The sequence below is a fragment of the Hydrogenophaga electricum genome (assembly GCF_030160815.1).
In the GTDB taxonomy this organism is placed as follows: Bacteria; Pseudomonadota; Gammaproteobacteria; order Burkholderiales; family Burkholderiaceae_C; genus Hydrogenophaga; species Hydrogenophaga electricum.
Genome location: NZ_BSPB01000012.1, coordinates 68,558 through 83,213, shown reverse-complemented (window position 1 = coordinate 83,213; position 14,656 = coordinate 68,558). Strand labels below are relative to the sequence as shown.

The window sequence follows — 14,656 nt, the reverse complement described above, 5'->3', positions numbered from 1 at the left end:
TGTTCCTGTTCCTGTTCGGCCTGATCTACAGCCTCGTCTGCTACGGCATCCTGTTCACCTTCAAGCTCGGGCTCCAGGCGGCGGCCGAAGACGCCGCGCGGGCGGCCCTGCGCCACCAGGTCGGCATTCCGGCCCGCCAGGCGCAGGCCGAGCTGGTGGCGCAGCAGCGAACCGCCGGCTGGTGGCCCCCGGCGGCCGCGCCGCTGACCATCTCCAGCCAGCTCGAACAGGCGGACGCGTCGTGCGGGCGCGGCTGGCTCGACCGCTGCTCGCTCACCGTCACCATCCAGGCCAGCCAGTTGCAGCAGGTGCTGCCCCCGATCCCCGGTTTCGCGCTGCCCGACCGCCTGACCGGCCAGGCCAGCGTGCTGCTGGACGGGAGGACACTGTGACCGCCCGCCACCTGCCGCGCCGCAGCCAGCAGGGTGTGGCCGCGATCGAGTTCGCCTTCGTCCTGCTCACGCTGGTGCTGGCGCTGTATGGCATCGCCACCTTCGGCACCGTGTTCTACACGCAGCAGGTGCTGGCACGCGCGGCGGAAGACGGGGTGCGGGTCAGCCGCATCCTGCCCGAGCTGGCCACGGTCAGCGGCGCCGGCAGCGCCACCCCCGCCGCGCTCGCGGCGGCCCAGGACCGGGTGAGCGACGCGGTGATCGATTCCCTGGCCCGATCGCTGATCGTGCCGGGCACCCACGCCACCGACGCCACGACCCGGCGCAACTGGGTGAGCAGCCAGGTCAGCGTGACCGTGACGGTGCCGCAGCCGGCCACCTCGGTCAGCGTGGTGGTTGCCTACCCCTACGCCAGCAGCGGTGTCTTCCCCCACATTCCCCTGCTGGACGCCAGCACCTGGATCCCCGAGGAACTGCGCAGCCATGCCCGGATCGCGGTGGCACCGATCTGAAGAGAGGCGCGCACCGTGACGAAGACCCCGGCCTCCGCTCTCACCCACCGCTCGCGCCAGCTCGGCTCGGTCGCGGTCAACGCCACCATCGCCTTCAGCCTCATCATCGTGCTGCTGATCGGCACCGAACTCGGCTACCTCTTCTATCAGAAGCGCGAACTGCAGAAGGCCGTCGACCTGGCTGCGCTGGCCGGTGCGCAGTCGGTGGAACCCACCCGCTGCGACAGCGCCCGCGCCGCCGCCCGGGCCAACGCCAACGGCAGCGGCAGCGGTGAAAGCGACAGCACGCGCAACCTGCCGCGGGGCTTCAGCCTCAGCGACGAGCAGATCGTCTGCGGCCACTGGGACGCGGCGTACACCGAAGAGCGCCACTTCCGGCCCGGCGAAACCGACCACAACGCCGTGCACATAACCATCGACGCGGCGCCGCCCTCCCTGTTGCCGTTTTTTCCGGGCACGCGCCAGATCCGGGTCGAAGCGCTGGCCGCCGTGGACACGCCGATGGCCGCGTTCTCCGTGGGCAGCCGGCTCGCCCGGGTCGGCGACTCCTTGCTCGGCGACCTGCTCAAAGGCATCGGACTGGACCTGACGGGCACCTCCCTGGTGAGCTACGACGGCCTGGCCCAGGCCCAAGTCACGCCCCGGGGCCTGCTCGAAGCGCTGGGCATCCCCGTCGATGCCGACATCGGCATCGGCGAATTCAACGACCTGCTGGCCGCTCGCGAGGTGGCGCTGGGCGATCTGCTGGACGCCGTCGTCACGGTCGCCGGCGAAAGCTCGCTGCTGGGCGCCAACGTGGCCCTGCTCAACGCCCTCCAGGCCCGGCTGGGCGTCAGCGACCTGCTGGTGCAACTGGGTTCGCTGTCCGGCGCCTCGGGGCTGTTCGCCCAGATCGAGGCCCCCACCACCAGCGCCGCGCTGGACGTGGGCGTGAACGCGCTGGACCTGGTCTATTCGGCCATCGGCGTCGCGACGAAGAACCATGCGGTGGCGGTCGACCTGGGCAGCATCGCGAACCTGGTCAGCGCCAAGGTCGTGGTGATCGAGCCGCCCTCGGTGGCCATGGGCGGCATCGGCGCCACGGCCTACACCGCGCAGGTGCGCGCCTTCGTGGACGTCGACACCGGCTCGCTGCCCGTCATCGGCAGCGCGGTGCGCGTCAAGCTGCCGATCATGATCGACCTGGTCAATGGCCGCGGCACGATCACCGGCATGTGCTCGGCCGACCTGCGCTCACCCGTGGGCGAAGACCGCGCCGAGATCGAGGTGCAGGCCTCGGTGGCCAAGGTCTGCGTGGGCCGTCCGGGCGCCAACCCGGCCAACGAAAACGAGATCTTCTCCACCCGGTCGAGCTGCGAGACCGACCTGGCCAACGAACAGTTGCTGCGCGTCAGCCTGTTGGGAGTCAACCTGGCGTCGCTGAACACCCACTTCGACATCGATGCCCTGGAGCTGCGGGACCGTGTGGTCCTGGCCGAAGGCGAAACGGGAACCGTCGGCAACAACCTGCTGCTGGGCTCGACCCTGCAGAACATCACCGACGCGCTGCTCGCGGTCCTGCTCGGCGAGGCGCTGGACCAGGGTCCGTCGCTGAGCCTGTCGCAACGCCAGGCCTTGGCGCAGCAGCTGTGGAACGAACAGGGTGCGGCCTGCAGCACCCGCAGTTGCCGTATCGCCAGAATGGAAGCCATCCAGGCCGAGATCGAAAACGCCACCAACGGCCTGGGCGGTTTTCTCGGGGGCCTGGTCGGCGACACGCTGGGCATCGTGGCCGACCTGCTCACGCTCGATGTGCTGGGCCTGCTCCAGGGCGTGGGCAACCTGGTGGGGGGCCTGCTGGGCGCCGTGGGCGATCTGCTGGGGGGCCTGATCGGTGGCTGCACCGCCCTCATCGGCTCCAACGATCCGGCCTGCGTCAACAAGATCGCCAGCGATCTGGGCGGCGATGCATCCAGTGGCTCCGGCGGCACCGTCCCCAACGCCATCGTGGCCCTGGTCGCCTTCATTTTCCAGGTCCTGCAGCCCATTCTCGACAGCATCGGGAACGCCATCCTGACCCCGCTGCTGCGTGACGTGCTGGGCATCAACCTCGGCGAGGTCGATGTTCATCTGCGCACCCTCAACTGCCAGGCCCAGGCCCGGCTTGTCTACTGACCCGGGTATTCTCTTTCGATCCGTCCAGCGCCGTTTCTCCATGCCCCTCTCCTCGCTCGACCAACTCGACATCTATGTCTGGGAAGGCAAAGTCGACATCTATGACCGCATCGTTCAATGCATGGCCAGCTTCGACGTGGCCGTGGTGCACGCCGACGGCCAGCCGATGCCGGTGGACCCGATGCGCCACCGCATGACGGTGGCCATCATCAGCGTCTCCGCCATCGAAAGCGGACGCCTGACGATGGCGCCCGAAATGCTGCAGGGCATCCCGGTGGTGTGGGTGGGCGCGGCCACGCGCGACCGCGATGCGCACGCCTACCCGCCCGAATACCTGCATGTGCTGCCCTACGACTTCACCGGCGCCGAACTGCGCAACATGGTGGCCAAACTGGCCCGCCAGTTGCGCGCCCACGGCACCTCCGTCGACAAGCCGGAGGCGCTGATCGCGCATTCGGAATGCATGCTCGCGCTGCTGGAGGAAACACGCACCTTCGCCAACTGCGACCACAACGTGCTGATCCGCGGTGAAACCGGTGTGGGCAAGGAGCGCATCGCGCAGCAACTGCACAGGGGCCACACCGGCTACGCCAGCGGGCCCTTCGTGGCCGTGAACTGCGGCGCCATCCCCGACGGCCTCTTCGAATCGCTTTTTTTTGGTCACGCCAAGGGCTCCTTCACCGGCGCGGTGAACGCCCACAAGGGCTACTTCGAGCAGGCCACGGGTGGCACGCTGTTCCTGGACGAAATCGGCGACCTGCCGCGCTACCAGCAGGTCAAGCTGCTGCGCGTGCTGGAAGACAACGCGGTCACCCGCATCGGCGCCACCAGCCCGATCAAGCTGGACTTTCGGCTCGTGGCCGCCACCAACCGCGACCTGCGCGACATGGTGCGCAGCGGTGAATTCCGGGCCGACCTGTTCTACCGGCTGGCCGTAATCGAGCTGCATGTGCCCAACCTCGAACAGCGTGGCGAGGTCGACAAGATCGCGATCTTCAAGAGCCTGCTGCAGACGGTGCTCAAGGGGGCCGAGGGCATCGACCCCGAAGTGCCCTACTGGCTGGTGGAAACCATCGCCAACATGGAATACCCCGGCAATGTGCGCCAGTTGCGCAACGTGGCCGAACGGGTGGGCGTGGTGGTGCGCCAGGTCGGGCGCTGGGACCAGGGCCTGATCCAGCGCGCGCTGGGCCAGGTGCGCGAGGCCCAGCCCGGCGCCGACCGGTCCGCCGACCGCCGGCGCTGGGACGGCAGCGAGCGCAACCGCATCATCGAGGCGCTGGAGCGCCACGGCTGGAAGCGCCAGGACGCGGCACAGCACCTGGGCATCAGCCGCAAGGTGCTGTGGGAAAAGATGCGCAAGTACCAGATCAACGACGGCGAGCCGGGCATCCCGGAAGTCGCCTGATCGGCTTCAGCGCGCGGCCAGCAGGGTGTAGCTCGGTTGCAGGCGCAGGCCTGCCAGGGTGTCCTCAGTGCCGGGCGCCGGGGCAGCGGCCAGCGCTGCAGCGGGTGGCGGCGCGGCCGGCAAGGCCAGCGTGCGCTGGCCGTGGCCCGCAAAGATCTGCCCCACCCAGGGCACGTCCGCGTCTTCAGGCCGCAGGCGCCCCATGACACGCGCCACGCGCAGTTCGTTGATGCGCTGGTCAGCCACCGCATCGAGGTAGTCCAGCGCCTGGAGCTCGTACTCCACCTGGGCGTCCAGCACCTGGGTCAGCACCTCGCGCCCGACCTCCAGCATGCGGCGGCGCCCCTGCAGCACCTGCCCGGCCTCGCGCACCGCGTTGCCCAGTTCCTCGACCTTGCCGCGGCCGGCCTGGGCCTGGTTCCAGGCGGTGCTGGTGAGTTGCTGCAGGTTCAGGCGCGCGGCTTCGTGGCGGGCTTCCTGGTTGGCCACTTCGGCCAGCGCGCTCTTGATGCGCAGTTGCAGATCGAAGCCGTTGCCGAAGTTCCAGTTCAGCTCGACGCCCGAGCGCGTCGCGTCGCTGTAGACCACGCCGCGCGGATCGCGCGTCTTGGCCAGCACCACGTCGAGCGAGGGGAAGCGTGCCGCCTCCTGCTGGCGCACCAGGGCCTGGGCGTTGTCAATGCGGCTGCGGGCCTCGGCCAGTTCGCTGCTCTGCGCCTGCGCCACCAGCCAGGTGGCTTCGAGCGTGGGCAAGGCTTGCCAATGCGCGGGCAAGGCCAGATCGGGCAGCCCGCTGGGGTCGGGCACAAAGCCGAAATAGCTTTCAAACCGGGCCCGAGCTTCGGCCAGTTGCGATGCGAACTCCTGGCGCTTGGCGGCAAACGTGGCGCGCCGCGACAGCGCCAGGCGCAGTTCGTTTTCGCCCGTCGCACCGAGATCGACGCGGCGCTTTTCCAGCCGCACCAGTTCGTCGAGCGCGTCGATCGCGCGCTGCGCCGCAGCACGTTTCTGGTCGTGGCGCAGCACCTGCATGTAGGCAGTCAGCGCGTCGAGCGCCACCTTCTGCTGGGTCGAGCGCACGGCCGCGCTGGAGGCTTCGCTGTTGGCCTCGGCCGCGTCGATGCGCGAGCCGATCACGCCACCGTCGATGAGCGTCATGCGCGCACTGACCGACAGCACGTTGTAGTCCTTCTCGCCCCCCACGGCGGCGCTGGTCGAGCCGGTGCCCGAGGCCAGTTGCAGGCGCGGGAAGCGCGCGTAACGCGCGGCATCGACCTGGTAGCCCATGGTTTCTTCGGCCGCGCGCGCGCTGAGCACTTCGGGGTGCTGGCCCAGCGCACGGATCAGGCCCTGGCGCACCTGCACCGCCTGGCCCGAGACGATCAGCGAACGCGTGCCCATCTGGCGGGCGAGCACCATGTCGGCGCTGTGAACCGGCCCCGCGAGCAGGCCGATGGCCAGCCAGACGACGCGAACAGGCGGCTTGAAAACGGACGGTCGCATCACGGCTCCTGGAAGGCTTCGCGCTGCAGCTTGAGCACAGGCCGCAGCAGGTACCAGATGAAGGGATCGCGCCCCACCTGCAGGTCCACATCGGCCTGCATGCCGGCGGTCACGCGGTTTTCGCGGTTGCCCACGTAGAACTGGCTGGCGCTGAGCAGCAGGCGGTAGAAGGCCGGCGAATCGGGCACCGAAGCGTCCTTGTCGGCATCGGCGGCCACCAGGGTGACCTCGCCGTCGACCGTGCCGTAGCGCAGGAAGTCGTAGGCCGTGACCTTGATCCTGGCAGGCTGACCGGCGTAGACGAAGCCGCGGTCGTTGGGGCTGAGCCGCGCCTCCACCACCACCTGCTCCTCGTCGGGCACGATCTCCATGATCTGCTCGCCGGGCTTGACCACCCAGCCCGGGCTGGGGTTGCGCGAACCCTTGACGATGCCTTCGGTGGGCGCACGCACCACGGTGCGCTGGCGCTGCGCGCGGGCCCGGTTGAGGTTCTCGGTGAGGCTGGCCAGTTCGCGTTCCACCTCGGCCAGTTCGTCGGACGCGCGCCGCCGGAAGCGCCCGGCCACCTCGGCCTGCTTGGCCCGCGCCTCGGCAATCGCCGCCTGCGCCGAGACCAGGCCCTGCCGCGCCACGCTCAGTTCTCCGCGCACGGTTTCGTACTCGCGCCGCTTCTGCAGCACCTCGATCTGGCCCACCAGCTTTTCGCTGAGCAGCTGTTCCGAGATGCTCAGTTCCTTTTCGTACAGCGCCTGCCGCTGGCGCAGCCCTTCGATCTTGGCCTGCAGTTCCTGTTCGCGGCTGCGCGCCTGTTCGAGCACCGAGCTGGCGCCCAGCGTCTGGCCGTGCTGCTCCTGCATGCGCGCCCCGTAGGCGCCGAGCTGGCCCTGGACCACGTCGTCGTCGAGCGAGGCCGGAAAGTCCTCGCGCGCCAGCGGCTGGCCCTGGCTTTCGGCGCGCAGCCGGATGCGCGCAGCCTGGCTGGCATCGAACCGGGCGGCGGTTTCCTCCAGGTTCAGGCCGGCGCCACCGAGGTCGATCTCGACCAGCGGCTGGCCCTGGCGGACGCGGTCGCCGTCCTTGACCAGCACAGCGCTGACGATGCCGCCTTCCAGATGCTGCACCGACTTCACCCGGTCCGACGGGATCACCCGGCCCGGCGCCGTGACCACGGTCTCCACCGGATACCCCAGGCCGATCAGCGCCAGCGCGATCACGCCGCCCCAGAGCAGCTTGCGTGGCAGCGACCAGGCGTCGCGCGCGCGGGTGTCGGGCCCGCCCGGGGCGGCGGGCGCGGCCAGGATGTCGGGGCGGTCGCCCTGTTGGTGGCGGTCTGTCATGCGGGAACTCCGGCCTGCGAAGGCATGTCCGGCAGGGCGGCCGGCAACGGGCGCTGCACGCCGAACAGGCGCGGCACCATGGCGGCGGGCGGCCCCTGTTCGACCTGGCCGTCACCACGCACGTGGTAGATCTGGGTCGCGGCCGAAACCAGGCGCAGCGAATGCGTGACGACGATCACCGTGCGCTGGCGCGCCACGGCCGAGAGCGCGGCGATGAGCGCGGCCTCGCTGGCGAAATCGAGGTCGTTGCTGGGTTCGTCGAGCACCAGCACGGCCGGCTGGCGCAGGAAGAGCTGCGCCAGCGCCAGCTTGCGGCGCTCGCCCACGGACAGCCCGGCCCCGCCCTCGCCCACTTCGGTGTGGTAACCGTCGGGCAGGCGAGCAATGAATTCGTGCGCCCCCGAAAGCCGGCAGGCCGCGAAGATCTGTTCGTCCGTCTGGCCGGGCGCGGTGCGCCGCAGCGTGTCGATGAGCGGACCGCTGAACCAGTAGACCTCCTGCGACAGGGTGCTCACCCAGGGCGCCAGTTCGCCGCGCGAGAACTGCGCCAGGTCGTATTCGTCCAGCCGGACCTGCCCCTTGGTCGGCGTGTACAGGCCCGACAACAGCTTGGCCAGCGTGCTCTTGCCAGCCCCGTTGCGGCCGACGATGACGTGCAGGCCGGTGGGGCCGATCTGCAGGTTCAGCCCTTCGAACACCGGGCGGGCGTTTTCGTGGAAGGTGAAGCTCACGTCCGCGAGCAGCAGCCGGCCGGTGGGCTTGGGCAGGTTCAGGCCGCTGTCGGCGCGCTCCACCGGTTCCGACAGCACCGTCTCCAGGCGCTGCGCCGCTTCCGACGCGCGGGCCAGCAGGCGCCAGTTGGTGGCCAGGCCGGCCACGGGCGACAGGGCCTTGATGGCGAGCATGTTCACGGCCATCAGGCTGCCCACGGTCATCAGTTGGTCGGTCACGGCCAGGGCCCCGGCGGTGACCGCCAGCACCGAAAACACCGTCAGCAGCACCGTGCTGGCCTCGCGCGCGTTTTCCAGCTCGCCGTTCTTGCGGAAGCTCTCGGTGAGCCAGTCGTCGTAGGAGCGGCGCCAGAGTTCGGTCACGGGCGCGTCCTGCCCCAGGGTCTTGATGGTCTCGCGCGCCCGGCAGATTTCGGACGCGATGCGGTCGAGGTCACGCGCCCGCGCCGTCTCCTCCACCCGGCCAGCGCGCACCTCGTCGGCCCACCACCAGGCCAGAAAGGCCATGAGGCCCAGGAACACCAGCACCACCGGCAGCACCGGCCAGGCGACGATGCCGATGACGATCAGCGCGAACAGGGCCATGGGCAGGTCGAAGATGGCGCTCATGAGCCCGCCGGTGACGGTGCCGCGCACCGCCGACACGTCGCGAAACAGCATCAGCCAGGCCGAGGTCGGCCGCGCTTCGAGCACACGCAGCGGGCGCCGCATCAGCGACGCGAGCAAGGCGCCCGAGACCTGGTGGTCGATGGTGGCGCCAGCATTGCGCAAGGCGCGCGAGCGGCGCGCGCGCAGGAAGTATTCGACCCCGAGAAAACAGAAGATGCCGGCCACCAGCGCCACCAGCGTGGCGGTGGCGCTGCGCGAGATGACGCGGTCGTAGACCTGGAGCACGAAGATCGAGGGCAGCAGCCCGAACAGGCTGATCGGCAGCGACCCCATCGCGGCACGGCGCAGCAGCGGGTAGGCGCGCTCGAACGCCTGCGGGAGCGCCTGGGCAAAGGGGCGCTGCTCATCGGGCGCCGACGGCCGGTTCACCAACTGGCGCGGCAACAGGAGTTTGATCATGGGGTTCCCCGAAAGCCACGTGCGTGGCCCTGTGCGTCGGACCACACCGACGGGATGTGCGCCTGCACGCTCGGCACCGACCCGCCCGAAGCGGCCAGCACCGCCAGCGCGCCCAGCAGTGCCAGCGCCCAGCCGCGGCCGGGCACGCGGGTGGCCAGCGACTCGGCGATGCCCGGCAGGCGCAGCACCGCCACCGTGCCGGCCTGTTCTTCAAGGCGATAGTCCGCCGCAGGGTGGCCGCCGTAGGTGCTGAGCGACAGGCCCCGGGCCTGGGCCGCTTCGGCCAGCCAGTCGAAGCCGTCGACGTCGCGGCACAGCACCACGTGGCCGGCGGGCTCCATGGCGCGCAGCAGGCGCCGCCGGGCCAGCGATTCGAGCAGCCCGTTGCCGGCGTAGGGGCGCTGGAAATCGGCCATCAGCAAGACCTGCGCCCGGGCCTGGCGCAGCAGCGCGGCCGGGTGCAGCATGGACAGCTCGACCACCCAGTGGTCGGCCGACGCCGGCAGCCGCGTCATGCCGCTGGCCAGGCTGAAGGCGCCGCTGAAGCGGTCTTCGGTGCGGCCCACCGTGGCCTGCAGCGCCAGCACCCGGGCCAACAGGTCGGCACAGGAGATGCCGGCCCGGTCACCGACCACGCCGATGACCGTGCCGCCAAACCGCTCGCGCGCCTGGGCACCCAGCCGCAGCACGGTCTGCGACAGGTCGATGCGCTGCAGCCGGGCCGGGTCGGCTTCCAGGCTGGCCAGGGCTTCCTCGCCGAGGAAGCGCCCCGCGCCGACCACGTTGACGTGCCCGGTCGCGCTCATGCCAGCGCCTCCCGCGCCGACAGCCAGCGGTGGTAGGCCACGTAGCCCGAGAGGTGGTGTTCGATGTCGTCGATGCGCACGCGAAAAGCCTGGTGCCGGATGAAGAAGGCGCCGGCCACGGAGGCCGGGCGTTTGAAGAACATCGCCATTTCGGGCCAGAAAAAACCGTTGATCAGGTGGTTGGCGCGGTGCGCCAGGGCGCGCTGGAATGTGTCCATGTCCACCTCGTCGAGCAGGTGGCGCAGGGCCGGCAGGGCCGCCAGCCGGTCCAGCATGCGCCGCGCGGCCAGCATCAGCTCCAGCAGGGTCGGGAAGGTGGTCTGGCGCTGCAGCACGAAGTCCAGGTGGCCCACGACGTTCTGCAGGCCGAAGCGGAAATAGCGCGGATCGGGGCGGTGCCGCGTCAGTTCGTTGACGGCGTAGGCCAGCCAGTGGTCGTGGGTCTGCCAGTGGCGGGCGTCGATGAAATGCGCGAACGCCATTTCGACCCGGTCGAGCCAGCGCGCCTGGCCATCGAAGGCGTGCAGCCGGCACAGGCTGAAGGCGGCCTCACCGTCGTAATAGATGATGCGGAACGCCTCCTTGAGCGACAGGTCGTCGGCATGGAGCACGTGCCGGAACGCGCCGCTGTGCCCGTCCTGCATGAAGACGATGCCCTCGGCCAGTTCGGTCATCAGCGCGGTGTGTTCGCGGCTGCCCATGGTCTCCGCGTGCTGGACCAAGGCCAGCAGCGCCGCGGCGTTGCCACCGAGCTTGATTTCGCCGCCGGTGTCGACCAGAAAGGCGGCAGCCCGGCCGTCGGGCAGCGTGCGGCGCACGATCAGTGTGTGGACCAGGTGGTGCAGCGCGCGCTCGGTGGCCGCCCGCAGGGCCTCGCCGCCCAGCAACCCCCAGGCCTCGGCCATGGCGTAGGTGGTGCTGGCGTGGCGCAGGGCGTTGTAGGTGCCGATCTCGCGGCCGAAACACGGAAAGTGGCCGTAGACGAAACGGCCGTCGGCCTGGACCTGGCGCGCCAGGTGGTCCGCACCCGAAGCCACCAGCGCCCGCACGTCGGGAGCGCGCAGCGGCGGCTGTTCGCGCCGGCCGACGCCCGGGCCTTCGCCCACGAGCCGGTGCACCACCCCGTCTTCGCCGCAGAAGGCGCCGGCGGTGCCGAGCAGGAACACCGGTTCCTGCGGCGCCAGCGCCAGGGCAAAGTCCGCACCATGGCGCAGGCGGCCGTAGCGCTGGAAGTGCGCCGGATTGACCCGCGCATGCGCCACACCGCCGCCCGCGTAGAGCATGGCGTTGGCGTTGAGCTCCTGCTCTGTGAAGGCCCAGCGGCATTGCGCGTCCAGCGCCAGGCCATGGCGGAAATAGTTGCGCTTGACGCGCTGCAACGCCTGCTGCAGCCCCTGCCAGGACAGCACGCGCACCCGCTCGACGCGGTCAACCCGCAGCCAGAGCCCGTCGCCCGCCCAGCCCTGCGCGGCGCACAGCGCCAGCACCGCCGCCTGGCCCTGCGCCCAGGCCTCGTCGAAAGACGCGGCTCGCACATGCAGGGTGCGGGCACGGCTGTGCCGGTCGCTGACGGAGAAGAACAGCGTGTGCGCCGGCCAGTCCGGCGCCGGCCCGCAACCGGGCTCCAGCACCTGGACCACCGGCCCGGCCCCGTTCGGGCCGTCCGGCAGCGCCAGCGCCGAACGCACGGCAGCCAGTTGGGCGCACAGCGACATGGCCGGTCAGCGGTAGTTGAACTCCACGCGACGGTTGAGCTGGTAGCCCTCTTCCGTGCGGGACAGGTCGACGGGTTTTTCCTCGCCGAAGCTCACGGCCTCCAGTTGCTGGTCGGCCACACCCAGGCGCCGCAATTCGCTGCGCACCGCTTCCGCGCGCCGCTGGCCCAGCGAGAGGTTGTACTCGGTGCCGCCGCGCTCGTCGGTGTGGCCTTCGAGGAACACCTTGCGCTGGGGATGGGCGCGCAGGTAGGCCCCGTGCTGGGCCACCACACCCTGGTACCGGGCCTCGACATGCCACTGGTCGAAGCCGAAGTACACGATGTGCGCCACATCCGCCGGCCCCCGGCCGGGTGCGGCGGCCGGCGGTGCCTGCAGGGGCAGCACCTGGGGCGCCGCCACAGTCTGGGGTTTGTAGGCGTAGTAATAGGCCTGCTGGTCGCTGCCATCGCGCGAGACGCTGGCGCAGCCGCCGAGCAGCACCGCGATGCCGGACCAAAGAAGAAGAGGCGTTTTCATGTCGGGATGGCCGATGGCTTCCGGCGCCAGGCGCCGGAAGGGTTTCAGGAAAGGCGCGTTCAGGCCGCCAGCAGGGTGTTGGACAGCAGCCCACCAAGCGACAGGCCGGTGGTAGCGCCGTCGTTCTGGCTGGTGATCGGCTGCGTGATGCTGCCCAGCAGATCGCCACCGAGCAGATCCCCACCCAGAAGGTCGCCACCCAGCAAACCACCGCCGAGCAGATCGCCACCCAGCACACCGTCCACCACGTTGGCCACGCCGTCGGTCAGGTAGTCAACCTGGGTCAGCACCGGTTCCACCAAACCGGCGGTGGCGCCGTCGCCGAGCACGCTGTCGACCAGGGGTTCGGCCACGCCACCGACGGTGCCGACCACCGTGCCCACCAGACCGTCCACCGGGTCCAGCGTGTTCGGGCTGTCGGCCGTGAAGCTTTCGCCCAGCACGGGCGCCAGCAGACCGCTGCCCAGATCGGTCACGCCGTCGACCACGGGCGCCACGGCGGTGGCCACGCCTTCCAGCAGCGCACCCGCCACCGGCAGCGCCGACACCACGTCGACCACGTTGCCGGCCAGGCCGTCCACAGGGTCGAGCAGGGCCGCCCCCTCACCCGGCGTGGTCCCGCCGCCGAGCAGACCACCCAGCAGGTCGCCGCCGAGCAGACCGTCCAACGGGTTGCCATCACCGAGCACACCGCCCAGCAGGTCACCGCCAAGCAGACCGTCCAGCGGATTGCCATCACCCAGCACACCGCCCAGCAGGTCACCGCCAAGCAGACCGTCCAGCTGGTTGCCGTCACCCAGCACACCACCCAGCAGGTCACCGCCGAGCAGGCCGCCCAGCGGGTTGCCGTCACCCAGCACACCGCCCAGCAGGTCGCCGCCGAGCACGCCGTCCACCACGTTGGCCACCCCATCGGTCACGAAGTCGAGCTGCGCACCCACCGGGTCCAGCACGGCGGCGGTGGTGCCCGCCCCGAGCAGGCCATCGACCAGGGGAGCCACCAGGCCACCGGCGGTGTCCGCCACGGTGCCGACGACCGCGTCCACCGGATCGAGCAGGTTCGGGTCGTTGGGCTCGAAGCCGGCACCGACCACCGGGGCCAGCAGGCCACTGCCCAGATCGGTGACGCCATCGACCAGCGGGGCCACGGGCGCCAGCACGCCGGACAGGGTGTCACCGACCACCGGCAGGCCGGCGACCACACCGCTCAGATTGCCCGCCAGGCTGTCCACCGGGTCGAGCAGGGCCATCGCCCCTTCTGGCACCTCGCCGCCCCCACCCAGCAGGCCGCCGAGCAGATCCCCACCGAGCAGGCCATCCAGGGGATTGCCTTCGCCGAGCAAACCACCCGTCAGGCCATCGACCAGTCCCGCGTCACCCAGGAGCCCGTCGACCGGGCCGCCTTCCGCCACGAGGCCGCCCAGCAGGCCGTCTTCCACCAGCAAGCCCCCCACAAGACCGTCGTTCCCCAGCACGGCGCCGCCCAGGCCTTGTTCGCCCAGCACACCGCCGAGCAGCCCGCCCAGCAAGCCACCCACCAGACCGTCTTCGCCGAGCAGACCGCCGACCAGGCCGTCCTCGGCCAACAAACCACCCACCAGCCCCTCTTCGGCCAGCAGGCCGCCGACCAGACCGTCTTCTGCGAGCAGGCCACCCACCAGGCCTTCGTCGGCCAACAGCCCGCCGACCAGCCCTTCATCGGCCAGCAGGCCGGTGACCAGGCCCTGGTCACCCAGCAGCGGGTCCAGCAGGCCTTCCACGGCACCGCCCTCCGCGAGCAGGCCACTGGTCAGACCGCCCAGCCCCAGGCCGGAGAGCAGGTTGCCGAGCAGGCCCTGGTCGTCCAGCAGGTTGACGATGGCATCGGTCACGTAGTCGACCTGCCCGGCCACGTCGCCCAGCAGTTCGCTGGTGGCGCCGCTGCCCAGCAAACCGTCCACCACGGGAGCGAGCAGGCCGCCCAGCGTGTTCGCCACATCGCTCACGGTGTCGTCGACCGGATCGAGGCCGTTCGGGTCATCGGGCGTGAATTCGCCGCCCACCAGGGGCGCGAGCGCGTCGTTGAGCAGGCCGGTCAGGCCGCCCACGGTCTCGACCGCCGGCCCCAGGGCGCCACCCAGGCCGAGGGCGTCGTCCAGCGCGTCGACCAGGCCATCCACGGCTGAGGTGCCTGGATCCAGCAACTGGTCAGCATCGGCATCGGCGTCGGCATCCGCATCCGCGTCGGCATCCGCATCGGCGTCGGCATCCGCATCGGCGTCGGCATCCGCATCGGCGTCGGCGTCCGCATCGGCGTCGGCGTCAGCATCCGCGTCCGCATCGGCGTCGGCGTCGGCATCCGCGTCAGCATCCGCGTCAGCATCCGCATCCGCATCAGCGTCGGCATCCGCATCCGCATCCGCATCCGCATCGGCATCGGCATCGGCATCGGCATCGGCATCGGCATCGGCATCGGCATCGGCATCGGCATCGGCATCGGCATCGGCATCGGCATCGGCATCGGCATCGGCA

At 70.5% G+C, this 14,656-nt stretch carries 10 protein-coding genes and 1 pseudogene; 4 read left to right on the top strand and 7 right to left on the bottom strand.

The features are described from left to right. From QQK43_RS09830 to QQK43_RS09815, 4 genes are all read left to right on the top strand, one after another. Nucleotides 1-392 (top strand): pilus assembly protein (locus tag QQK43_RS09830; RefSeq protein ID WP_284307615.1); only part of this gene is annotated, 392 nt, incomplete at its 5' end. Beyond that, nucleotides 389-904, top strand: a complete 516-nt coding sequence (locus QQK43_RS09825; RefSeq protein ID WP_284307614.1) for a TadE/TadG family type IV pilus assembly protein — start codon at nt 389-391, stop codon at nt 902-904. The genes QQK43_RS09830 and QQK43_RS09825, both read left to right, overlap by 4 nt. A gap of 15 nt (nt 905-919) precedes the next feature. Next, complete coding sequence (locus QQK43_RS09820) at nt 920-3,058, top strand: TadG family pilus assembly protein (RefSeq protein WP_284307613.1); 2,139 nt, start codon at nt 920-922, stop codon at nt 3,056-3,058. Between the two features lie 40 nt (nt 3,059-3,098). Beyond that, on the top strand, nt 3,099-4,466 hold the full coding sequence (locus tag QQK43_RS09815) for a sigma 54-interacting transcriptional regulator (RefSeq protein ID WP_234262854.1): 1,368 nt from the start codon (nt 3,099-3,101) through the stop codon (nt 4,464-4,466). A 6-nt stretch (nt 4,467-4,472) separates the two neighbouring features. On the opposite strand, the gene QQK43_RS09810 is transcribed toward QQK43_RS09815, so the two are convergent. The 7 genes and pseudogenes from QQK43_RS09810 to QQK43_RS09780 form a co-directional block, all read right to left on the bottom strand. After that, complete coding sequence (locus QQK43_RS09810; protein ID WP_284307612.1) at nt 4,473-5,969, bottom strand: TolC family protein; 1,497 nt, start codon at nt 5,967-5,969, stop codon at nt 4,473-4,475. Then, nucleotides 5,969-7,306, bottom strand: a complete 1,338-nt coding sequence (locus QQK43_RS09805; RefSeq protein ID WP_284307611.1) for an HlyD family type I secretion periplasmic adaptor subunit — start codon at nt 7,304-7,306, stop codon at nt 5,969-5,971. Before QQK43_RS09805 ends, QQK43_RS09810 begins: the two co-directional genes overlap by 1 nt. After that, entirely contained in the window at nt 7,303-9,105 is a 1,803-nt protein-coding gene (locus tag QQK43_RS09800) for a peptidase domain-containing ABC transporter (protein ID WP_284307610.1), read from the bottom strand. The genes QQK43_RS09805 and QQK43_RS09800 overlap by 4 nt, the downstream gene beginning before the upstream one ends. Beyond that, nucleotides 9,102-9,911 (bottom strand): UDP-N-acetylmuramoyl-tripeptide--D-alanyl-D-alanine ligase, encoded by an 810-nt coding sequence (locus QQK43_RS09795; protein ID WP_284307609.1) that lies wholly within the window; start codon nt 9,909-9,911, stop codon nt 9,102-9,104. The genes QQK43_RS09800 and QQK43_RS09795 overlap by 4 nt, the downstream gene beginning before the upstream one ends. Beyond that, a complete protein-coding gene (locus tag QQK43_RS09790; protein ID WP_284307608.1) occupies nt 9,908-11,626 on the bottom strand; it encodes a YyaL domain-containing protein in 1,719 nt (572 codons plus the stop codon). The genes QQK43_RS09795 and QQK43_RS09790 overlap by 4 nt, the downstream gene beginning before the upstream one ends. 6 nt (nt 11,627-11,632) lie before the next feature. Then, nucleotides 11,633-12,145: a peptidoglycan-associated lipoprotein Pal gene (gene pal / locus QQK43_RS09785; RefSeq protein WP_284307607.1), complete on the bottom strand. Its 513-nt coding sequence runs from the start codon at nt 12,143-12,145 to the stop codon at nt 11,633-11,635. A 59-nt stretch (nt 12,146-12,204) separates the two neighbouring features. Next, nucleotides 12,205-14,656: pseudogene (locus QQK43_RS09780) on the bottom strand (hypothetical protein); the annotation flags it as partial.

Coding starts and splice junctions, on each gene's coding strand:
- QQK43_RS09815 (WP_234262854.1), top strand. CDS start 3,099: ATGCCCCTCTCCTCGCTCGACCAACTCGACATCTATGTCTGGGAAGGC.
- QQK43_RS09810 (WP_284307612.1), bottom strand. CDS start 5,969: ATGCGACCGTCCGTTTTCAAGCCGCCTGTTCGCGTCGTCTGGCTGGCC.
- QQK43_RS09805 (WP_284307611.1), bottom strand. CDS start 7,306: ATGACAGACCGCCACCAACAGGGCGACCGCCCCGACATCCTGGCCGCG.
- QQK43_RS09800 (WP_284307610.1), bottom strand. CDS start 9,105: ATGATCAAACTCCTGTTGCCGCGCCAGTTGGTGAACCGGCCGTCGGCG.
- QQK43_RS09795 (WP_284307609.1), bottom strand. CDS start 9,911: ATGAGCGCGACCGGGCACGTCAACGTGGTCGGCGCGGGGCGCTTCCTC.
- QQK43_RS09790 (WP_284307608.1), bottom strand. CDS start 11,626: ATGTCGCTGTGCGCCCAACTGGCTGCCGTGCGTTCGGCGCTGGCGCTG.
- pal (WP_284307607.1), bottom strand. CDS start 12,145: ATGAAAACGCCTCTTCTTCTTTGGTCCGGCATCGCGGTGCTGCTCGGC.